The sequence below is a fragment of the Bacillus sp. JJ1521 genome (assembly GCF_036965165.1).
GTDB lineage: Bacteria > Bacillota > Bacilli > Bacillales > Bacillaceae_L > Ferdinandcohnia.
The window spans coordinates 96,686-117,396 of sequence record NZ_JBALOX010000001.1; the positions used below are offsets into that span (position 1 = coordinate 96,686).

General features: G+C 40.4%; 20 protein-coding genes and 1 pseudogene. 18 read left to right on the forward strand and 3 right to left on the reverse strand.

Annotated features, from left to right (window positions below):
• Positions 1–653 precede the first annotated feature (653 nt).
• The 5 genes from V7147_RS00460 (at position 654) to V7147_RS00480 (ending at position 5,960) form a co-directional block, all read left to right on the forward strand.
• On the forward strand, positions 654–1,940 hold the full coding sequence (locus V7147_RS00460) for a UDP-N-acetylglucosamine 1-carboxyvinyltransferase (RefSeq protein ID WP_335365896.1): 1,287 nt from the start codon (positions 654–656) through the stop codon (positions 1,938–1,940).
• A 165-nt stretch (positions 1,941–2,105) separates the two neighbouring features.
• Positions 2,106–3,068, forward strand: a complete 963-nt coding sequence (glpX, locus tag V7147_RS00465; RefSeq protein WP_335365897.1) for a class II fructose-bisphosphatase — start codon at positions 2,106–2,108, stop codon at positions 3,066–3,068.
• A 408-nt stretch (positions 3,069–3,476) separates the two neighbouring features.
• Complete coding sequence (gene rho, locus V7147_RS00470; RefSeq protein WP_335365898.1) at positions 3,477–4,769, forward strand: transcription termination factor Rho; 1,293 nt, start codon at positions 3,477–3,479, stop codon at positions 4,767–4,769.
• 202 nt (positions 4,770–4,971) lie between these two features.
• Complete coding sequence (rpmE, locus tag V7147_RS00475; RefSeq protein WP_053403734.1) at positions 4,972–5,172, forward strand: 50S ribosomal protein L31; 201 nt, start codon at positions 4,972–4,974, stop codon at positions 5,170–5,172.
• Between the two features lie 167 nt (positions 5,173–5,339).
• The gene (locus V7147_RS00480) at positions 5,340–5,960 is read left to right on the forward strand and encodes a thymidine kinase (protein WP_335365899.1); all 621 of its coding nucleotides are present in this window, start codon (positions 5,340–5,342) and stop codon (positions 5,958–5,960) included.
• Positions 5,961–6,283: 323 nt separating this feature from the next.
• Here the strand turns inward: V7147_RS00480 and V7147_RS00485 are convergent, their stop codons facing one another.
• Positions 6,284–6,799 carry a MerR family transcriptional regulator gene (locus V7147_RS00485; protein WP_335365900.1) on the reverse strand — a complete coding sequence of 172 codons (516 nt, stop codon included), beginning with the start codon at positions 6,797–6,799 and terminating at the stop codon, positions 6,284–6,286.
• Between the two features lie 445 nt (positions 6,800–7,244).
• Here V7147_RS00485 and putP point away from each other — a divergent pair, with 445 nt between their 5' ends.
• The 3 genes from putP (at position 7,245) to prmC (ending at position 11,084) form a co-directional block, all read left to right on the forward strand.
• On the forward strand, positions 7,245–8,726 hold the full coding sequence (putP, locus tag V7147_RS00490) for a sodium/proline symporter PutP (RefSeq protein ID WP_335365901.1): 1,482 nt from the start codon (positions 7,245–7,247) through the stop codon (positions 8,724–8,726).
• A gap of 421 nt (positions 8,727–9,147) precedes the next feature.
• Positions 9,148–10,215, forward strand: coding sequence for a peptide chain release factor 1 (gene prfA / locus V7147_RS00495; RefSeq protein ID WP_335365902.1), 1,068 nt, complete (start codon positions 9,148–9,150; stop codon positions 10,213–10,215).
• Positions 10,215–11,084 carry a peptide chain release factor N(5)-glutamine methyltransferase gene (gene prmC / locus V7147_RS00500; protein WP_335365903.1) on the forward strand — a complete coding sequence of 290 codons (870 nt, stop codon included), beginning with the start codon at positions 10,215–10,217 and terminating at the stop codon, positions 11,082–11,084. The genes prfA and prmC overlap by 1 nt, the downstream gene beginning before the upstream one ends.
• Before the next feature lie 185 nt (positions 11,085–11,269).
• Here prmC and V7147_RS00505 read toward each other — a convergent pair whose 3' ends face one another.
• Positions 11,270–11,743, reverse strand: a complete 474-nt coding sequence (locus V7147_RS00505) for a hypothetical protein (protein WP_335365904.1) — start codon at positions 11,741–11,743, stop codon at positions 11,270–11,272.
• Positions 11,740–11,949, reverse strand: coding sequence for a helix-turn-helix transcriptional regulator (locus V7147_RS00510; RefSeq protein ID WP_335365905.1), 210 nt, complete (start codon positions 11,947–11,949; stop codon positions 11,740–11,742). Before V7147_RS00510 ends, V7147_RS00505 begins: the two co-directional genes overlap by 4 nt.
• Positions 11,950–12,199: 250 nt before the next feature.
• Between V7147_RS00510 and spoIIR the strand changes: the two genes are divergently transcribed.
• From spoIIR to glyA, 10 genes and pseudogenes are all read left to right on the forward strand, one after another.
• Complete coding sequence (gene spoIIR, locus V7147_RS00515) at positions 12,200–12,874, forward strand: stage II sporulation protein R (RefSeq protein ID WP_335365906.1); 675 nt, start codon at positions 12,200–12,202, stop codon at positions 12,872–12,874.
• A gap of 232 nt (positions 12,875–13,106) precedes the next feature.
• Positions 13,107–13,553, forward strand: coding sequence for a GNAT family N-acetyltransferase (locus V7147_RS00520; RefSeq protein WP_335365907.1), 447 nt, complete (start codon positions 13,107–13,109; stop codon positions 13,551–13,553).
• A gap of 472 nt (positions 13,554–14,025) precedes the next feature.
• Complete coding sequence (locus V7147_RS00525) at positions 14,026–15,069, forward strand: L-threonylcarbamoyladenylate synthase (protein WP_335365908.1); 1,044 nt, start codon at positions 14,026–14,028, stop codon at positions 15,067–15,069.
• A gap of 73 nt (positions 15,070–15,142) precedes the next feature.
• Positions 15,143–15,706 (forward strand): manganese efflux pump MntP, encoded by a 564-nt coding sequence (locus V7147_RS00530; protein WP_335365909.1) that lies wholly within the window; start codon positions 15,143–15,145, stop codon positions 15,704–15,706.
• A 167-nt stretch (positions 15,707–15,873) separates the two neighbouring features.
• Positions 15,874–16,305, forward strand: coding sequence for a low molecular weight protein arginine phosphatase (locus tag V7147_RS00535; protein ID WP_335365910.1), 432 nt, complete (start codon positions 15,874–15,876; stop codon positions 16,303–16,305).
• Between the two features lie 148 nt (positions 16,306–16,453).
• Positions 16,454–16,675: pseudogene (locus V7147_RS25140) on the forward strand (HAMP domain-containing protein); the annotation flags it as partial.
• Positions 16,676–16,687: 12 nt separating this feature from the next.
• Positions 16,688–17,614, forward strand: a complete 927-nt coding sequence (locus V7147_RS00540; protein ID WP_438824521.1) for a methyl-accepting chemotaxis protein — start codon at positions 16,688–16,690, stop codon at positions 17,612–17,614.
• Positions 17,615–17,701: 87 nt separating this feature from the next.
• On the forward strand, positions 17,702–18,151 hold the full coding sequence (gene rpiB, locus V7147_RS00545) for a ribose 5-phosphate isomerase B (protein ID WP_335365912.1): 450 nt from the start codon (positions 17,702–17,704) through the stop codon (positions 18,149–18,151).
• Between the two features lie 259 nt (positions 18,152–18,410).
• Positions 18,411–18,983 (forward strand): TIGR01440 family protein, encoded by a 573-nt coding sequence (locus tag V7147_RS00550; protein ID WP_335365913.1) that lies wholly within the window; start codon positions 18,411–18,413, stop codon positions 18,981–18,983.
• A gap of 280 nt (positions 18,984–19,263) precedes the next feature.
• Positions 19,264–20,505: a serine hydroxymethyltransferase gene (gene glyA, locus V7147_RS00555; protein WP_335365914.1), complete on the forward strand. Its 1,242-nt coding sequence runs from the start codon at positions 19,264–19,266 to the stop codon at positions 20,503–20,505.
• The last annotated feature ends 206 nt before the right edge of the window (positions 20,506–20,711 follow it).

Genomic DNA, 20,711 nt, shown 5'->3' on the forward strand with positions numbered 1-20,711 from the left:
GTGCAAGTCAAGCACAAGTCAGGCACTGACAGAATGCGTAGTGTGCCTTCAGAAGTGAATGGCTTGTGACCTCGAGCCGATGGCTTATTGAGCTAGACACAAAGAAAAGCGCAAGGGGTTATTATGAAGTCTTGCCAACCAAATGGGAGTATCAGTATAGGGGTAATTACAAGTAAACACACAAAAAAAGTGGAAGGGGCTGATTTGTAACTTACCCAAAGGAATTGAAACTTTGATCAACTCTGCAACGTATATGATAAAGACCCTTCAACAAGATTCACTTCAATCACACTAAAAACTATATCTCAAAAATAAAAACGAAAAGAAGCACTTTAGTCCTATGGTTTTATTACCTAAAGAAATATCTTCAGTAGGTGAATTTGATTGTTTTGGTGAAAAAGGATAAAATGATACATGATTTTCATATTTTCGTGTAAACTAAGAATTAATACTCGTACAGTCATGCAGTAAATTTATGTTAAAATATACCAATTCAAGTGAAGTGTCGTTACTTTCTCACGTAACGTAAATAAGGGAATCGAACTGCCTAAAAAGCTAAATTTCATCCAGAAATGGTCGCCGGACAGGTTGTATCCATGGCAATTCAGGGTTTCCCTTACAAAACCGTCATCTTCGCTAGAAGGGAGCCACATATGGAAAAACTAAAAATAGCAGGCGGTTATCCACTAAAAGGAACTGTAAAAATCAGTGGGGCAAAAAATAGTGCAGTTGCCCTTATCCCAGCAACAATTTTAGCAGAATCGCCAGTTACAATTGAAGGTCTACCTGATATCTCAGACGTGCAAATTTTAGGTGATTTGCTTGAAGAAATCGGAGGCCATGTAGAAATAAATAAAGAAGAAATCTATGTTGACCCATCCAATATTGTGTCAATGCCATTACCGAACGGAAAAGTAAAAAAGCTTCGTGCATCCTATTACTTAATGGGTGCGATGCTCGGTCGTTTTAAAAAGGCAGTAATTGGCTTACCTGGTGGCTGTCATCTAGGTCCGAGACCAATTGATCAACATATAAAGGGCTTTGAGGCACTGGGTGCAAAAGTGACGAACGAACAAGGCGCAATCTACCTCCGTGCAGATGAGCTTAGAGGTGCTCGTATCTACCTTGACGTTGTAAGTGTTGGTGCAACCATTAATATCATGCTAGCTGCTGTGCGTGCGAAGGGACGTACTGTCATTGAAAATGCCGCGAAAGAACCGGAAATAATTGATGTTGCGACATTATTAACAAGCATGGGTGCAAAAATTAAAGGTGCCGGAACAGATGTCATCCGCATCGATGGCGTGGATTCCTTACAGGGCTGCCGCCATACCATTATTCCTGACCGTATTGAAGCTGGTACATATATGATTATTGGTGCCGCTATGGGTGAAGGTGTATTAATTGATAATGTAATCCCACTTCACTTGGAATCCTTGATTGCCAAGTTCCGTGAAATGGGTGTAACAGTTGAAACAAGCGACGACCAAATTTGGGTTGCCGGAAATAAGGATTTAAAATCTGTTGATATTAAAACGCTCGTGTATCCTGGTTTCCCAACCGATCTTCAACAGCCTTTTACATCCTTGCTCACAAAAGCTAGTGGAACTGGCGTTGTAACAGATACGATTTACGGCGCGAGATTTAAGCATATCGACGAATTGCGCCGCATGAATGCACAAATTAAAGTTGAAGGTCGTTCAGCGATCGTCACTGGACCTGTTCAACTACAAGGTGCAAAGGTTAAGGCAAGTGATTTGCGCGCAGGTGCAGCACTTGTAGTAGCAGGCCTTATGGCAGAAGGTGTAACCGAGATTACGGGATTAGAGCATATCGATCGTGGCTATAGCCATTTAGAAGAAAAACTAACAGGCTTAGGTGCAACGATTTGGAGAGAAAGTTTAACAGAAGAAGAAATAGAACAAGTCCAAAATTCATAATTGAATAAAAATTACAAAACTCCCACTACAAAAAGTGGGAGTTTTCATGTATCCTTAAAAGGAAAAGTAGAGAGAAAGCGTTTTTATGTTATGAGGAATTATGTTAGGGGTTAAAACTCAAAGATACACCGAAAAAGAGACTACTATCAGCAAGGGGGAAGGATCGTGGAAAGAAGCTTATCTATGGAGCTTGTACGTGTTACTGAAGCGGCAGCTTTGGCATCAGCCCGTTGGATGGGTCGCGGTAAAAAAGACGAGGCAGACGGCGCAGCAACCTCTGCAATGAGGGACGTATTTGATACAATCCCTATGAAGGGACAAGTTGTCATCGGAGAAGGAGAAATGGACGAAGCCCCAATGCTTTACATAGGCGAAAAGCTTGGAAATGGCTACGGACCTAGGGTGGACGTTGCAGTTGACCCATTAGAAGGAACTAATATTTTAGCGTCCGGTGGATGGAATGCGCTTTCTGTGCTTGCGGTAGCCGATCATGGGAATTTGCTTCATGCTCCAGACATGTATATGGAAAAAATCGCAGTCGGGCCGGAAGCAGTCGGGTTAATTGACATTAACGCACCCATTATTGATAACCTTAAAGCAGTCGCAAAAGCAAAAAACAAAGATATCGAAGACGTTGTGGCAACTGTCTTAAATCGCCCAAGACACGAGCATATCATTGCACAGCTACGCGAAGCAGGAGCTCGTATTAAGCTAATTAATGACGGTGATGTTGCTGGTGCGATTAATACAGCATTCGATCATACAGGTGTAGACATTTTATTTGGCTCCGGTGGTGCTCCGGAGGGTGTCCTTTCAGCGGTCGCGTTAAAGTGTTTAGGAGGAGAAATCCAAGGAAAGCTTCTACCGCAAACAGATGAAGAGTTAGCACGTTGTATAAAAATGGGACTAGACGTCACAAAGGTTTTGGGAATGGAAGACTTAGTTACCGGTGACGACGCTATTTTCGCAGCTACAGGTGTCACAGATGGTGAACTTTTACGCGGTGTTCAATTTAAAGGCACAATCGGGACAACTCATTCTCTCGTTATGCGTGCAAAATCTGGAACTGTTAGATTCATAGACGGCAGACACAGCCTGAAGAAAAAACCAAATTTAGTAATTAAATAGGATAGAGGCGAGTCTTTGTACTCGCTTTTCCCGATTTTATAAGGGTCTTGACATCGAAACGTCATAACTCTATCAAAGAAGGTATTGATTAAAAACACGAGGATAGGGTAAAATAAAGAAGATTCATCTTGCAATTTTACTTCTATCAATTCAACAAGGAATTCATTGCCCGGCAGAAAAAATAAGTCCCGCGATGAAAACTTCTATGTTACCCTCAGAATGCTTCTGTATTCATTCTATCCATTTCAAAACATATAAATTGTTTTATCTATCTCTTTTTTTAAAAGAAAAAATACGAAGACGCTTTATATGATGGACGAATGAATCTTTGAACGAATCTCAAAACCAAATCTATTGGAGAGCATTTACGAGAAATAGAAAATAAACTAAAAAAAGAGTGGTGTACGAATGAGCATTACAATTTCAAGCCTTGAAAACATGAAGCTAAAAGAATTATATGAATTAGCACGTGAATATAAGGTTTCCTACTATAGCAAATTAACGAAGAAAGAGTTAATCTTTGCGATCTTAAAAGCCCGCGCTGAGCAGGACGGCCTTTTATTTATGGAGGGTGTTCTTGAGATTATCCAATCAGAAGGATTCGGATTCTTACGCCCAATCAACTATTCACCATCCTCAGAGGATATCTACATTTCAGCCTCTCAAATCCGTCGTTTTGATCTAAGAAATGGGGATAAGGTATCAGGTAAAGTACGTCCTCCAAAAGAAAATGAACGTTATTACGGTCTTCTTCACGTTGAGGCTGTGAACGGTGATGACCCAGAAACGGCAAAGGAACGTGTCCACTTCCCTGGTCTAACAGCTCTATATCCAGATCGTCAAGTGATTTTAGAAACAAAGCCAAACCATATTTCAACACGAATTATGGACATATTGGCACCAGTTGGTTTTGGACAACGTGGTCTAATTGTAGCGCCTCCTAAGGCTGGTAAGACCATGCTTATCAAGGAAATTGCAAATAGCATTACGACAAACCACCCAGAGGCTGAATTGATTGTATTATTAATTGATGAGCGCCCAGAAGAGGTTACAGACATCGAACGCTCCGTAACAGGTGATGTTGTAAGTTCAACTTTCGATGAAGTGCCAGAAAACCATATTAAGGTTGCTGAACTAGTTCTTGAAAGAGCCATGCGTCTTGTTGAACACAAACGTGACGTGATCATTCTTATGGATAGTATCACACGTCTTGCAAGAGCTTATAACCTTGTTATTCCTCCAAGTGGACGTACATTATCAGGGGGGATTGATCCAGCTGCATTCCACCGTCCAAAGCGTTTCTTCGGGGCAGCGAGAAATATTGAAGAAGGCGGAAGCTTAACAATCCTAGCAACTGCACTTGTTGATACAGGTTCACGTATGGATGATGTAATCTACGAGGAATTCAAGGGTACAGGTAACATGGAGCTTCACTTAGATCGTTCACTTGCTGAAAGACGTATTTTTCCTGCGATCGACATTCGTCGATCTGGAACACGTAAAGAAGAACTCCTTATTGAAAAAGAAAACCTTGATAAAATCTGGGCAATCCGTAAAGCAATGTCAGATTCACCAGATTTTGCAGAGAAATTTTTACGTAAGCTTAAGCAAACTAAAACAAATGCAGAGTTCTTTGAAATACTTGACGCTGAAAAGAAAGCGGCAGTTGCGAGAAGAAGCAATAGTAGACCTGAAGCATAAGAAGTGTGTGGTATCATGAGTCCGTAATGAAATCATGTTGGAAAAATTAACGAATTTTAACAGCAGGATTAAGTTGCAATTCAACGATTCACTTGTTATAATTTCAACATGTGCGTTTTAGGTTTTCGAAATTGTACATGCAATTTTGCTAAAACGTAACTCTGTTTCGATCAATGATTCAGGGCGGAAGGAGATGAGACGAATGAAATCAGGAATTCATCCAAACTATAAAAAAGTTATGGTGAAATGTGCTTGTGGAAATGAATTTGAAACTGGTTCTGTAAAAGAGGAGTTACGCGTTGAGGTATGCTCAGAGTGTCACCCATTCTATACAGGCCGTCAAAAATTCGCTGATGCAGGTGGACGTGTAGATAAATTCAACAAAAAATACGGTATTAAATAATATCGATTTGAAAAGCCAAAAACAGGCAAGTTTTTTCTTCTTGCCTGTTTTTTGTGCTACTAAACCTATTTTTACTCGCAATTATATAGTATTTACCTCATATAAAATAATCCTCTTAATTAGGTGACTCGGGTAATACTTAACCGAGGAAAGGAGACCTTCGTTTCATGTATATTATGAAGCAAAGTGGCTGGCTTGAAGTAATTTGTGGAAGCATGTTTTCAGGAAAATCCGAAGAGTTGATTCGACGTGTACGTCGTACTGAATTTGCAAGACAATCTGTTCAGGTATTTAAGCCTCAAATTGATAATCGATATAGTGAAAATTCTGTTGTATCTCATAATGGAACATCCTTTGACGCAAAACCAGTTGCAACATCTACAAAGATTTTGGAGCAGGTTTCCGCGGATACAGATGTAGTTGCAATTGACGAAGTGCAATTTTTTGATGACGAGATTGTAGATGTTGTTCAAATTCTTGCAAACCGTGGACATCGTGTCATCGTTGCAGGTTTGGATCAAGACTTCCGCGGCGAGCCTTTTGGAAAGGTTCCAGAGTTACTGTCATTAGCTGAGATGGTAACGAAATTACAGGCTGTGTGTTCTGTATGTGGTTCTCCTTCAAGCAGAACACAGCGCTTAATCAATGGACAACCAGCATCCTATGATGATCCAGTTATTTTGGTAGGTGCTTCCGAGTCATACGAGCCGCGTTGCCGTCACCATCACGAAGTACCGGGAAAACCGCTTTTAAAATCAGTTATTCAAAAAGATACAATGAAATTATAAGGCGCTCCTGTTGGGGTGCTTTTTTGAATACGAAAAAAGACCAGGCGTCTGTCAGGTTAGCTTAAGCACTCGAGCTGATATATAGACGGAAAAATTCCGTTTAATTGGAAATGATTATAAAAATAGTCTGAAATAAACGTAGGATTTCCGCCTATCGACTCAAAAAACATGGAAATTAGTGATTTTGCTTTACATAGTCGTAATATCTCCCCTTATATACCCCGAAAAGAGCTCAAATTTGCAATTAACCGGAAAATCTCCGCCCCAGTCAGGGGTGCTTTTTCCTTTTTAAAATAAAAAAGACCAGGCTGTCTGTCCTGATCTTAAAATAGAAATCCAAGTACTCTTTTGCGTTTTCTTGACCCTTCGACTTTTTCAAGGGTAACGGCTGTTTGTTTTTGGAGCTCTTCTTTTTCCCTTTCAAGCTGCTCGATATATTCCTCCATTTTCTGCATCTTTTTTTGGAGTTCATCTATTTCCTTGCGATGCTGTAAAAGCTGGTAGGATACAACATCACTTGCTTTTTCCTCAATCTGTCTTTCGTTCTCTTTGATCCGATCCATTATCGCGTTTAATTTTTCCGAGAGTGTTTTATCTGAAGCTTGTACCATTTTCCGTACGGTCCCCTTCCTAGGCTCTGGTGGTGATAGTTCGATTTTATCAGATGGGACCCCAGATTTCACTTGATTCCGTATTCCTTCGAAAAGTGAAAGGTCTTTTTCCTCAAACACATAATGGCCATATTCATTTTTATCACATGGTATATCGAAGTTTTTAATCCATTTCCGAACGGTTTTATTAGTAACTCCCAATTTTTTTGCGAACTCCGTAGTATTCACACCAACCACTCCCCCTATTTTGATTTTCCGATTCTGTATATACTACTACGATTCTCCCTTTTTCAGTAAAATCCTTCCGGGTAGACAAAACTAGAAGCTTTTCGTCAAAGAAAGAACCAATCCTACATTAAATCTGTGTTTCGACAGCGAAATTAGGGGTAATTAGTGTTAAATGTGGGAAGCGTATAGGTCTAATAATATATGAAAATAGTACTATATCCTAGGATGTTAGGTGATGACAGTTATATTTTCTATATTTTAATAATAGTATGAAAAACATGAGGTGTACGAAATGCCATATTAACTTTATTTCGCAAAAGTTTCGCACTTCTATAGTGGTGATATGAATGCAAAAAATGCATTCCAAATCACTCAAAGGTTAAACTCCGACTGAATAATAAGTTGGTGCAAATACACCACGGTATATTTTTAAGGAGGTTTTATAATGACCAGTGATGTATATCAATTGTTAGCTATTATTATTTATTTGGCTGGGATGGTGTTTATCGGGTGGTATGCCTATAAACGTACATCTAACCTGACGGACTACATGCTTGGAGGGCGTGGACTTGGACCAGCGGTGACAGCCCTAAGTGCTGGAGCTGCTGATATGTCAGGTTGGTTGCTCATGGGGCTTCCTGGGGCAGTTTATGTAAGCGGGCTTGTTGAAGCTTGGATTGCGGTCGGTCTTTCAGTCGGTGCCTATTTGAACTATGTACTCGTTGCACCACGTTTGCGCGTATATACGGAAATATCCAAGGATTCCATTACAATTCCGAGTTTTTTAGAAAATCGTCTTAAAGACAAATCTCGTCTTTTACGGATTGCTTCAGGGATGATTATTCTTGTTTTCTTTACTTTTTACGTCTCTTCCGGAATGGTAGCGAGTGGTAAGTTTTTCTACAGTTCATTTGGACTTGATTATCACATTGGGCTTTTAATCGTATCAGGCGTTGTCATTTTCTATACTTTGTTTGGTGGATTTTTAGCGGTCAGCTATACGGATGTTGTTCAAGGACTTATTATGTTTGTCGCCCTTTTACATGTTCCGATCGTCGGGATATTTTTTACCGGTGGTCTCTCGGAAACAGCAACGAGCATTCGCGCAGTTGATCCCAAAATGTTGAATCTTGTTTCAGGTGCTTCCTTCCTTGGGATTTTGTCTGCGGTTGCATGGGGGCTTGGTTATTTCGGGCAACCACATATTATTGTTCGTTTTATGGCGATCACCTCGGTTAAAGAAGTGAAAAGTGCACGTCGTATTGGAATCGGGTGGATGGTTCTTAGCATATTTGGAGCTGTTGCGACGGCACTAATCGGGATAGCTTATTTTCAGCAAACGAACGGAACACTCACGGATCCGGAAACAGTTTTCATTGTTATGGGGCAGATTCTTTTCCATCCTTTTATTGCGGGAATTATGCTTGCGGCTATACTTGCTGCGATTATGAGTACGATTTCTTCGCAGTTGATTGTGACATCCTCGGCACTCATAGAAGACTTGTATAAAGCAGTTATTAAGACTGATGCATCGGATAAGCGATATGTATTTTTAGGAAGGATGGCTGTACTTGTAGTATCGATTTTAGCGATGGCGCTCGCTTGGCCAAATAACGAGTCTATTTTGAAAATCGTTTCGTTCGCGTGGGCAGGATTTGGTGCTTCATTCGGTCCAGTCATTTTACTTTCCTTATATTGGCGGAAGATTACAGCTACAGGTGCCTTTTGGGGAATGGTTGCTGGTGCGATTACCGTTTTAATTTGGGGGAATGTGAAACTGTTAACGGATACCCTTTATGAAATTGTTCCCGGATTCATCATCTGTTGGGTTGTAACGTACTTTGTAAGCTTGGCAACATATCGACCAAATGCTGAGGTTGATAAGGAATTCTCAGAAGCGATTGAAATTTTAAAGAAGGAAAGTTGATTGAAAAGCCTGTGGTGTATACTGCAGGCTTTTTGATGATATAGTTAATGAATAAAATTACTAAATGGGGTGACATGCATCTTCTTTTCGATGTCTTGGTGTCTAGCTGCAGCGCCTAGCCTCTCTCTGGTCTAGCCAATCCGTCAAGAAGGATAAAGGGCATCCTTCTCGACGGCTTTTCTTATGCTTGTCGGATTTGCACAGGACAAGGAAAACTTCGGCAGCATAATCATCGTACGAAGAAAATGCATTGCATTTTGGAGGAAGTGTTGACATAGACGTTTGCCACAGGACGTGGCAGTAATTAGTCGATGTTCCTTATTCAAGGCGTCTCCGCTTTTCGATGGTAATTTGCTTTGACCTATAAGGTTACCCTATACTATAATTATACTGTTATGGACTAAATTTTGAGGTGAAGACCGTGTTCGATCGATTAGAGGCTGTAGAAGCTCGTTATGAAAAACTAAATGAACTCTTAAGTGATCCAGATATCGTCAGTGATACAAAAAAACTGCGTGATTATTCAAAAGAACAATCTGATATACAAGAAACAGTTGAAAAGTATAGAGAGTACAAAGAGGTTAAGGAACAGCTTACCGATGCGAAGGCAATGCTAGAAGAAAAGCTCGATGCAGAGATGCGTGAAATGGTGAAAGAAGAAATCAACGAACTCGAGGACCAAATAGAGGAACTGGAGGATCGTCTTCACGTGCTCTTATTGCCGAAGGACCCGAATGATGACAAAAACGTAATCATGGAAATCCGCGGTGCTGCAGGTGGAGATGAGGCTGCGTTATTTGCTGGTGACCTATACCGCATGTACAGTCGATATGCAGAACACCAAGGCTGGAAGATTGATGTTATGGACACAAACTCAACTGGTGTTGGTGGATTTAAAGAAATTATCTTTATGATAAACGGAAAAGGTGCATTTTCTAAATTGAAATTTGAAAATGGAGCCCATCGTGTGCAACGTGTTCCTGAAACAGAATCAGGCGGACGCATCCACACATCAACTGCAACTGTTGCGGTATTACCTGAAGCAGAAGAAGTTGAAGTCGAAATTCATGAAAAAGACATTCGTGTTGATACATTTGCTTCTAGTGGACCTGGGGGACAAAGTGTTAATACGACAATGTCAGCGGTTCGTTTAACGCATTTGCCAACTGGAACTGTGGTTTCCATTCAGGATGAGAAATCCCAAATCAAAAATAAAGAAAAAGCAATGAAGGTATTACGCGCCCGTGTTTATGACAAGTTCCAACAGGAAGCTCAAGCAGAATACGATCAAAACCGTAAACAAGCAGTAGGTACTGGTGACCGCTCGGAGCGTATCCGAACGTACAATTTCCCGCAAAACCGTGTGACCGACCACCGGATTGGATTAACGATTCAAAAGCTTGATCAAATCCTAGCTGGGAAACTTGATGAAGTCATCGATGCTTTAATCATGGAAGACCAAGCAAGAAAAATGGAACAAGCCGAATAATGGCTGCATTTCATAAAATACTCGAAGCCCTCAAATGGGCTTCTTCTTGTTTACGGGAAAATGGTCGGGATGAAAATATTGGGGAAATGCTGTTGTGTCATTATTTGGGCATGAATCGGGCTAAGCTGTTTGCTGAACTTCGGGAAGAACTAGATGGTGCTGTGAAGGCAAAGTTTGTTGCAGACATAGAAAAGGTTGTGAGCGGGGTTCCGGTTCAACACATCATTGGCTATGAGGAATTTTACGGACGCAGATTTTTGGTGAACGAGGAAGTCTTGATCCCGAGACCTGAGACGGAAGAATTGGTCCAAGGATTGTTAGCAAGGATTGAGCGATTATTTGGTGCGACCGAAGTTATCAAAGTCGTTGATGTTGGGACGGGAAGTGGAGCGATATCAGTATCGCTCGCACTTGAAAATCAGCAACTAGACGTGATGACAGTGGATATTGCAAAAGCTTCTATTGATGTGGCGAGGGAAAATGCTGAACGGTTAGGTGCAAAAGTGAGATTCTTTGAAGGAGATTTATTAAGCCCTTTAATGGATGAAGGTATGAAGGTTGATGTAGTCGTTTCAAATCCACCATATATTCCTGAAGAAGACATTGCGACCTTATCAACGGTGGTGAAGGACCATGAACCACTACGGGCGTTAGTTGGTGGTCAAGATGGATTGGATTTTTATCGTCGTTTCATGAAAGAAATTCCACTTGTGTTGAATGAAAAAGGAATTGTGGCGTTTGAAGTGGGGGTTGGACAAGGAGAAGCAGTTGCTTCCATGTTAGTAGACACATTTTCTGGGGCAAAAGTAGAAGTCGTGGACGATATTAATGGAAAAGATCGAATGGTATTTGCAGAAATAGGGTTTTAGAAAAGGCTTGGGGTAGTGATCCAAGCCTTTTTTTGATGTTCGAGGACCTGATTGCGCCATCATAAGGCATAATTGCGCGTTATACTACGGTAATTGCGTTTTAATATTGACGATTGCGCTTAAATTATGATAATTGCGCTATCCGGTTCGTTTATTGCGCTATACCGCCTTTTCAGCCATCGATCCTAGTAATTCTTCTTCCACGAAATAAAGTAGGTAACAACCTGAATCAATGGATAAAGCAAAAATAGAATAATAGGGTAGTATGGGACCATTTCAGAGATGAATGGATAGAGTAAGAATAGGGCCGCGATGAATGGGAATGTGGACCACATACTAATATATGAAGCTCGACAAGCTTTTCCAGTGAGTTCCTTTTCACGCTCGTCACCTTCTTCAAATTCAACAGGCAATAAAAACACTTTTTTCCATGACTTTCGCTTCTTTTTTAATTTTGGCAAGGTAAGTGCTGAAAAAATGATGCCTACAACAATGGCGATAAAAATAGGCATGACATTAATTTCAATAAACCAAGGTGGTGCTTGATTGGTTAGTACGATTTTTGCAAAATCAATTTGGGCATAATACAATGCCGACAATCCCCAGCCAAAGATAGCCAGTGTAATAACCGAATACATGACATTACGAAAAATACTCATCTTTCCTCATCCTCCAAATAAAAAATTTCTTCAATTGGCAAGTGAAACGTATATGCAATATTCATGGCTAGCAGTAGTGAAGGGATATAGCTTCCTTTTTCCAATGCGACGATGGTTTGCCGTGTTACATTGACCTTTTCAGCAAGAGCGCCCTGTGTCAGGCTATGCTTTGCACGGAGCTCTTTCACGCGATTTTTAATCTCCATTTACAATATCCTCCAATTGTTTCTAATTCCATTGTAAAGTCAACTATACATTTTGTAAAGTCAACTTTACAATTTATTTAGGTCCACACGATATGGGTCACAAAGACGTTGCCACAGTACGTGGCGTTCTTAGTCTTTGATCCTAAATGAGTACGCCCACAAAAAAATAGTTTAATAGATTTTTTAAATTTGGTAGTTTAGGATTTTGTTTTTTTGGCGAGAATGGGTTGTGAAGGGATGGTGCTAGAGAATGAGTAAACAAATTGCGATTATATCATTTATATTTTTAATGTTAATTGGGGCAAATAGCCATTTATTGATAAAAGAAACAAGTGCGCAAGGGGCTGAGGTCATTCCCGATGAGGCGATCCGGCTCCGTATCTTAGCAAATAGTGATTCCGATGAAGATCAAGCTTTAAAGCGCAAGGTGCGTGATGCGGTAAATGCTGAAATTACAGTGTGGGTGGCAGAACTAACTTCAATTGAAGCGGCTAGAGAGTTGATTCAAGAGAGACTACCAGAAATAGAGAAAATCGTTGCTAGAGTGTTAGAAGAGGAAAAGAGTAATCAATCCTATACGGTCGATTACGGACGTAATGTGAAGTTCCCTACAAAGCTTTATGGGCAATTTCTATATCCAGCCGGTGAGTACGAAGCCATTCTGATTTCATTAGGTGAAGCCGAAGGGGCAAACTGGTGGTGTGTGTTGTTCCCGCCATTATGTTTCTTAGATTTCTCAACTGGTGATGCAGTCGAAGCGTCTGATGATGAAGGGAAAAATGTTGCGATTGAGCAAGAGGTTGAGAAGGAAGAAAAAGTAGAAACGAAGGATAAGAAAGAAAAGAAAGTTACTGATGAAAATGAAGAAGAAGAAGTTGAGGTGAAATTTTTCTTGGTTGAATTTTTCACATCATTATTCAGTTAAAAATCTATCATTTGGTTCTATTTTATAGAAACCCTCATAGAGTAGTTACTAGATAACTTTATTCAGCAGAAGTTCCGTAATTTGTGTTGGAATTTAAACTCCGGCTGAAAAAAGGAACTCAGACTAAGAACGTCACATCCTGTGACAACGTCTGAGTGACCAACATTGTGTTGGCCTAAAAATCGGGCGCAAATACGCTGAGGCGAATTTGATCTAAGATGGGGTGGAAAAAATGAAACAAATTAGAACGGCAAATGAGCAGGATATTGAAAAGGTAACAGCATTTTTAGGACAAGCAGAAGTGAGTACGGATGGTATTGATTCGATCATTGACCACTTTATTCTTTTGGAAGATGCCGAACAAAAAATCCTTGCCACATTAGGGATTGAGAGAATTGAGCAAGATGGACTGTTAAGGTCACTTGTCATTTCTCCAGGTGTGGACCAAACAAATTTACTAACTTTATTTAAAAGTGCTATTTCACTAGCAAAGCATAAGGAATTACATCACCTGTTTTTGGCGACAAATAAGCAAGCATCGATTCAATTTTTTGAGATGCTCGGCTTCAAACAAGCGGATATGACTGAGCTTCCGGACTATATTAAAGAGTCAAATCATATCTCACAGCTTCTTGAAAAGACGGATCCAATGTTCATGGTTTCGCAAATTGAAAAATAATATAGTTTTTCGAACCCCTATTTGTGGACGGAATGTGCGCAAGTGGGGGTTTTCATTTAGTTATTAAGCCTGATTGTGGATAATGTGGATAATTAATATTGTTAAAATGTAGATAAATGTGATAATCTGTGAAACGTGATGAAAAATATGGGTTGTGGATGATTTTTTTCCTTTAGGTGTTGAATGTGGTAAAACTGGTTATATCCACAAAACTATCCACATTTTCGGGTTAATTGTCCACAAAATGTGGATAACACTTGTTTTCTACCCCTTAAATACCTATACTTTTTTATATTGCGATAACAAATAAACAAGATAATCAAATACGACTTGGCGTATTTGCGCCCGATTTTTTTCGAACTAGTTCGAAAAATTTCCTTTGAAAAATCGTGGCATCCGCCGGAGGCTTAACTTTTATTCAGATTTAAACTGAATAAAAGTTTAAGGAATTTTCATATAGGAGTTGCGTTACATGGATACAAAACAATGGGTTGTGGATAAACATCAACAAAATTTAGAATCTTATCCACAAATAAATGAGGCAGCAAGTCTACTAAAGAACAATGAAGTGGTCGCATTCCCGACGGAAACAGTGTATGGGCTAGGGGCAAATGCTTTATCTAATGAGGCTGTTGCAAAAATTTTCGAGGCAAAGGGTCGTCCAAGCGATAATCCACTGATTGTACACATTTCCACAATCGGGCAGCTATATAAAATTGCGCAGGATATTTCTGAGCAAGCGGAGCGCTTGATCGAAAAGTTTTGGCCTGGTCCTTTAACACTTGTATTAAAAAGAAAAGAAAATGCGGTGTCGAACAGAGTAACAGCTGGACTAGAAACAGTTGCGGTTCGCATGCCAAGTCATCCGGTGGCATTGGCATTGATTTCGGCATCAGGTCTTCCACTTGCAGCACCGAGTGCAAACCTTTCTGGAAAACCAAGTCCGACACTGGCAAAGCATGTGGCTGATGATCTGACTGGAAAAATCGCGGGGATATTAGATGGCGGAGCTACTGGTGTTGGACTTGAGTCAACAGTTTTAGATTGCTCAGGTGAAGTGCCTGTGATTTTACGACCAGGTGGAGTGACAAAGGAACAACTTGAGGAAGTCTGTGGTGTCGTAGAGGTAGATAAAGCAATTTTAACAGAAGGTGAAGCGCCAAAATCGCCTGGAATGAAATATAAACATTATGCACCGACAGCATCACTTACGATTGTGAATGGGTCGCTGGAATTTATACAGTCTCTCGTAAAAGCGAAACAAAAAGAGGGCTTAAAGGTTGGCGTCCTTACAACGAAAGAACGTGAAAACAAGTATGAGGCGGATAAAATTATTGCGTGTGGATCGCGTGAGGATTTGGAATCGGTAGCCAACAGACTCTATGATGTGTTGCGGTTATTTGATGAAAGTGATGTCGTTGTTATTTTTAGTGAAAGCTTTCCAAGCGAGGGAATTGGACAAGCAATTATGAACAGGTTAACCAAGGCTGCAGGCCATAAATTGATTACAGAATAAATTGGGGAATCCTTCTTCTATTTTGAATTGTACATGCATATGTTGAAAATAGGCACGTCCAAGGAGGTAGAAGATGGATATAACAGCATTTCTCGGAGAACTTATAACCTTATTTATCATGGCGTTTGCTTTAGGAATGGACGCATTTTCCGTTGGGCTTGGAATGGGCCTAATCCGATTGAGACTCAAGCAAATTTTTTCAATCGGGATAACCATCGGTCTGTTTCATATGTGGATGCCTTTGGCAGGCATGATGATTGGACATTTTTTATCAGATACATTTGGAGCCATTGCAACCTATGTAGGTGGCGGATTGCTCTTATTTTTAGGCTTACAAATGATTATTTCCTCCTTCAAGGATGATGATCAACAACGCATGATTACACCGGTTGGATTCGGGTTATTTATTTTTGCTTTAAGTGTGAGCTTAGATAGCTTTTCGGTGGGGCTTTCACTAGGGATATACGGTGCGAAAACAGTCATGGTCATTCTCATGTTCGGAGTCGTCAGTATGATTCTTTCATGGGTTGGTCTCCTTTTAGGTCGAAAGGTCCAGAATTGGCTTGGTACATATAGCGAGGTCTTAGGTGGCAGCATCCTTCTCGTCTTTGGTGTGAAACTCCTTCTTCCTTTATAGGTTTGAAAACTATTACAAAACTGTGAGTGCGGATGAAATTCTGTGCTCTTTTTTTAATATTGGCTATGTCTTTCATGCTAATCTCGATTATAATGAAATTATATCGAAATTTGTCTAAAGATGCAGGACGAAAGTAGCGTAAGGGCAACTATGAGGAGGGTGACGAAATGATACGTGTTTTATTTGTTTGCACAGGGAATACATGTAGAAGTCCGATGGCCGAGGCGATTTTAAGAAAAAAGTCTGGGGAAAACATAGAGGTCAAATCTGCGGGAATTTTTGCAGGAAACGGAAGTCCTGCTACAGCAAATACTGCCCATGTGTTAAGTGAAAATGGAATAGAGTGTCAGCATTCTTCTTCATTGTTAACACAAGACCATATTGAGTGGGCCACTTGTATTTTTACGATGACCAATCATCATAAACAGGCAATTCTTCACAGTTTCCCAGAAGCACATGCCAAGGTGTTTACATTAAAAGAATTTGTAGACGGCAGCGGGGATGTATCTGACCCTTTCGGAGGACCAGTGGAGATATATAGAGAAACCTATGCAGAACTTGAACCATTAATTGATCAAGTACTTTCAAAACTAAAATAGATAGATTATGGGGGAGAATCGGGTGGAAAAAAGGCGCTACAAATTTGGTCTTAGGTTAAAATTAGTCCTATTTACAACTATTTTAGCGGTTGTAACGTATTCAACATCTGCGTTATTCATTTATTTTGTGTATCCTTTTGTTGAAGAAATGCTGAATCAGCAAGTATTTGTAATTGGAACATTGGCATTAGGAATTATCTGGTCAGGGATTCTTGCCTATTTTGCGGCATCCTTTATTACAAAGCCACTTCAAAAGCTTGAACAGGTGGCTATTCATGCTGCAAATGGGGATATTCGCGAGGATGTACCTGTTTCAAAATCAGATGACGAGATTCGTAGCTTGAGTCTTGCATTTAATAAAATGCTACATAATCTACGTGAAATGGTTCAACATATCGAGGAAAACTTTGAAAATACGAATGAAAAAGTGATTGAAATTACAAAGGCTTCTAGTCTTGCATCTGAGCAAGCAGAAAGTATTAATCGCACTATTTCTGAGATTTCCAAAGGAGCTGACAGCTCTGCAGTGTCGATTCAAGAGACGGCTGAATCTGTGGAGGATGTTATTCAAATTGCCGAAGAGGTTCAACAAAATGCAAACACTTCACAAAAACTATCAGTTGAAATGGTTGATACGTTGAATGATAGTAAAGAGGTTGTGCATTCGCTTATTTCGGGAATTAATAAGCTTGTTGAGAATAACCAAACTTCGCTAGAAGCGGTAAATCGCTTAGAAACAAATGCAAAGGAAGTAGAAAATATTATTTCGCTAGTTGGTGATATTGCCGGCCAAACGAACTTGCTTGCATTGAATGCCTCAATTGAAGCGGCACGTGCGGGTGAGCACGGCAAGGGCTTTGCAGTTGTGGCGGAAGAAGTGAGAAAGCTTGCGGACGAAAGTTCAAAGGCTGTTCAAGGTATTTCTGAGCTGATTAAAAATATCCAGCAAGAGGTTCGAAATGTAGTTGTTCAAATTACAGAACAGGTTGCAGTTGCAAACGAAGAAGCGAAAAAAGGGACGATCACAAATGAGGCCATTGCTGAAATGACAACGTCTGTCCATGAGGTAGCAGATGCCGTGAAGCAAATTGCTGCATTGGTTGAAAAACAAATGGACCGCATTCAAGCGACATCCTTGCAGTCACAAGAAGTAGCTGCGATTGCAGAAGAAACATCCGCAGGTGCACAGGAAGTTAGTGCAGCAACCCAGCACCAGGCAAATGTGATTGTTGAAGTGGACGATTTAGCACAGGAGCTCGCCACCCAAGCAAGTCAGTTAAAGCAGACAATTCAACGATTTACATTGTAATTTTAATATGAAGGAACTCCTGTTTTGGTTTGGGAGTTCTTTTTTAGGTATAATAAGGGTAGGAATTTTAATATAGGGGGATGTACAATGAAAGTGGCAATTGCTTCAGACCATGGTGGTTTAGTATTGCGTGAAGAAATCAAGGATTTATTGGATGAACTTAAGATTGAATATGATGATTTTGGGTGTGATTGCCAAGGATCTGTTGACTATCCGGATTATGCACTACCAGTGGCAAAAAAAGTGGCGGATGGGGAATATGATCGTGGTATTTTAATTTGCGGAACTGGAATTGGAATGAGTATTGCTGCGAATAAGGTTCATGGTATTCGTTGTGCACTCACCCATGATGTGTTTAGTGCAAAGGCAACTCGAGAGCATAATAACAGCAATATCTTGGCGATGGGTGAGCGTGTTATCGGTCCAGGACTTGCACGTGAAATCGCAAAAGCATGGCTAACAACTGAATTTTTAGGTGGTCGTCATGAAAACAGAATCAATAAAATCACTGAATACGAAAACAGCACAGAAGAGTAAAATGGAGCGCCTGAGGATTTTTTGAATCAGGCGTATATGTGTTTATCCAGTCCAACGATAAAACCTTTGACTGAATAAACACAAAGCCTCCGGCAGATGCCACAAATTTTCAAAGGAAACTTTTCGAGCAGTAAGATCAAAGACTAAAAACGCCAGATCCTGTGGCAATGTCTTTATGACCCACGTCCTGTGGGCCTAAAATCTGGGCGCAAATACGTCGAGGTGTATTTGATTTCAGTCAGTTAGGAGGGTTTTGGAAATGGTAGCGGACATAGAGGTATGGAGAGGACAACTTCGAACAATTCTTTCAGAGTTTGTGGAAAGGGCTTCGTTGAAAAAAGGAGAGCTCCTCGTAGTAGGTTGTAGTACGAGTGAAGTCATCGGCGAGCGAATCGGTACAGCAGGATCTGAGGAAGTAGCAGAAATGATTTTTAGTGAAATGGATTCACTTCGTAAAGGCGTAGGTATAGAGCTTGCATTTCAATGCTGTGAGCATTTAAACCGTGCACTGGTTGTGGAGCGTGAAACAGCATTACATAAAAATTATGAGCAAGTAACCGTCGTACCGGTTCGAACAGCAGGTGGAGCAATGGCGACCTATGCATATGGACAGTTTAAAGATCCGATAGTGGTTGAATTTATTAAGGCTGAAGCGGGAATTGATATTGGCGATACTTTTATCGGCATGCATCTTAAACATGTTGCGGTGCCAATCCGAAGTTCACTAAAGGAACTTGGGAGTGCGCATATCACAATGGCCAAAGTAAGACCAAAACTTATCGGCGGCGAGCGAGCTGTTTATCCGGATAAAAAGGAAAATAAGAAGTGTTAGTAGAGACAGGGTGTGAATCCTTGTCTTTTTTGATAAGTGAACAATATTAAACGAATGGTAGTATAACGTTCGTGTTTTATAAAAAAGATGTAATTTTATTTAGTTGACACAAAAACCAATAGTGGTGCTGCCCCAACGTCCTTAACCCTCATTTTTAAGTGGTTTCAATGAGAATCCAATTAAAAACTTAATCTTCCTACTACCGAATAAAAGTGTTACAATGATAAAGTATTTTTCAAATTAGCGAATAATTCATACATCGGTTAAAAGGAGGATTCCAATGAAACATTTATCGGAGCAAGATCAACAAGTATTTCATGCAATTCAAGATGAACTGCAACGACAACGTACGAAAATTGAACTGATTGCATCTGAAAACTTTGTAAGTGAAGCAGTCATGGAAGCCCAAGGTTCTGTATTAACAAATAAATATGCAGAAGGGTATCCTGGCCGTCGTTACTATGGTGGCTGTGAGCATGTGGATGTTGTGGAGGACATTGCAAGAGAACGCGCGAAGGAAATCTTCGGTGCAGAGCACGCAAATGTGCAGCCACACTCAGGGGCTCAAGCAAATATGGCCGTATACTTTACAATCCTTGAGCAGGGTGACACTGTACTTGGGATGAATCTTTCCCATGGTGGACATTTAACACATGGTAGTCCGGTAAACTTCAGTGGAATTCAATATAATTTCGTGGAGTATGGAGTGGATCCTGAAACACATCAAATCAATTACGATGATGTGCGTGAAAAAGCATTAGCACATAAGCCAAAACTTATCGTTGCGGGTGCGAGTGCATATCCACGTGCAATTGATTTTAAAAAGTTCAGAGAAATCGCGGACGAAGTGGGTGCATACTTAATGGTTGACATGGCTCACATCGCAGGTCTAGTGGCAACTGGAATTCACGAAAACCCAGTTCCATATGCGGATTTCGTAACGACAACTACTCATAAAACATTACGTGGTCCACGTGGTGGTATGATTCTTTGTAAAGAAGAATTCGCAAAGAAAATTGATAAGTCAATCTTCCCTGGTATCCAAGGTGGTCCATTAATGCACGTAATTGCTGCCAAAGCAGTAGCATTTGGCGAAGTTCTTACGGATGAGTTCAAGCAATACACCAAAAATATTGTCAGCAATGCGGCTAGATTAGCTGAGTCTTTACAAAAAGAAGGCTTAGACCTAGTGTCTGGAGGAACTGACAATCACTTATTACTAGTGGATGTTCGTTCATTAGGGTTAACTGGTAAGGTGGCTGAAAAGGTTCTTGACGATATCGGGATCACAGTTAACAAAAACACGATTCCATTTGATACAGAAAGCCCATTTGTAACAAGTGGGATCCGTATCGGCACAGCAGCTGTGACAAGCAGAGGCTTTGGATTAGAGGATATGGATGAAATTGCGTCAATTATCGCATTTGCATTAAAAAATTCACAAGACGAAGCTAAGTTAGCGGAAGCAAGCGCGCGTGTAGAAGCATTAACTAGCAAGTTCGTACTTTATAAAGAGTATTAAGATGTTTGAAGGCGGGGTCACTGTAATTGGTGGCTCTGCCTTTTTGGGTTAGGGCACAATTATTTAGAGATAGGGAACAATCTTCTGGAGTTAGGGTACATTTCCTCGAACTTAGGGCACAATCTCCGAAAAATCTTCCGCCCAAACGGCTTTTGTCCGATATATATGAAACTTTGTCCGATATACAAAAATGAACATGCACCTGT

Excerpts from the sequence above, each read along its gene's own strand:
- V7147_RS00460 (WP_335365896.1), top strand. The coding sequence starts at position 654 with ATGGAAAAACTAAAAATAGCAGGCGGTTATCCACTAAAAGGAACTGTA.
- rho (WP_335365898.1), top strand. The coding sequence starts at position 3,477 with ATGAGCATTACAATTTCAAGCCTTGAAAACATGAAGCTAAAAGAATTA.
- rpmE (WP_053403734.1), top strand. The coding sequence starts at position 4,972 with ATGAAATCAGGAATTCATCCAAACTATAAAAAAGTTATGGTGAAATGT.
- V7147_RS00480 (WP_335365899.1), top strand. The coding sequence starts at position 5,340 with ATGTATATTATGAAGCAAAGTGGCTGGCTTGAAGTAATTTGTGGAAGC.
- putP (WP_335365901.1), top strand. The coding sequence starts at position 7,245 with ATGACCAGTGATGTATATCAATTGTTAGCTATTATTATTTATTTGGCT.
- prmC (WP_335365903.1), top strand. The coding sequence starts at position 10,215 with ATGGCTGCATTTCATAAAATACTCGAAGCCCTCAAATGGGCTTCTTCT.
- V7147_RS00505 (WP_335365904.1), bottom strand. The coding sequence starts at position 11,743 with ATGAGTATTTTTCGTAATGTCATGTATTCGGTTATTACACTGGCTATC.
- V7147_RS00510 (WP_335365905.1), bottom strand. The coding sequence starts at position 11,949 with ATGGAGATTAAAAATCGCGTGAAAGAGCTCCGTGCAAAGCATAGCCTG.
- spoIIR (WP_335365906.1), top strand. The coding sequence starts at position 12,200 with ATGAGTAAACAAATTGCGATTATATCATTTATATTTTTAATGTTAATT.
- V7147_RS00520 (WP_335365907.1), top strand. The coding sequence starts at position 13,107 with ATGAAACAAATTAGAACGGCAAATGAGCAGGATATTGAAAAGGTAACA.
- V7147_RS00525 (WP_335365908.1), top strand. The coding sequence starts at position 14,026 with ATGGATACAAAACAATGGGTTGTGGATAAACATCAACAAAATTTAGAA.
- V7147_RS00530 (WP_335365909.1), top strand. The coding sequence starts at position 15,143 with ATGGATATAACAGCATTTCTCGGAGAACTTATAACCTTATTTATCATG.
- V7147_RS00535 (WP_335365910.1), top strand. The coding sequence starts at position 15,874 with ATGATACGTGTTTTATTTGTTTGCACAGGGAATACATGTAGAAGTCCG.
- V7147_RS00540 (WP_438824521.1), top strand. The coding sequence starts at position 16,688 with ATGGTTCAACATATCGAGGAAAACTTTGAAAATACGAATGAAAAAGTG.
- rpiB (WP_335365912.1), top strand. The coding sequence starts at position 17,702 with ATGAAAGTGGCAATTGCTTCAGACCATGGTGGTTTAGTATTGCGTGAA.
- V7147_RS00550 (WP_335365913.1), top strand. The coding sequence starts at position 18,411 with ATGGTAGCGGACATAGAGGTATGGAGAGGACAACTTCGAACAATTCTT.
- glyA (WP_335365914.1), top strand. The coding sequence starts at position 19,264 with ATGAAACATTTATCGGAGCAAGATCAACAAGTATTTCATGCAATTCAA.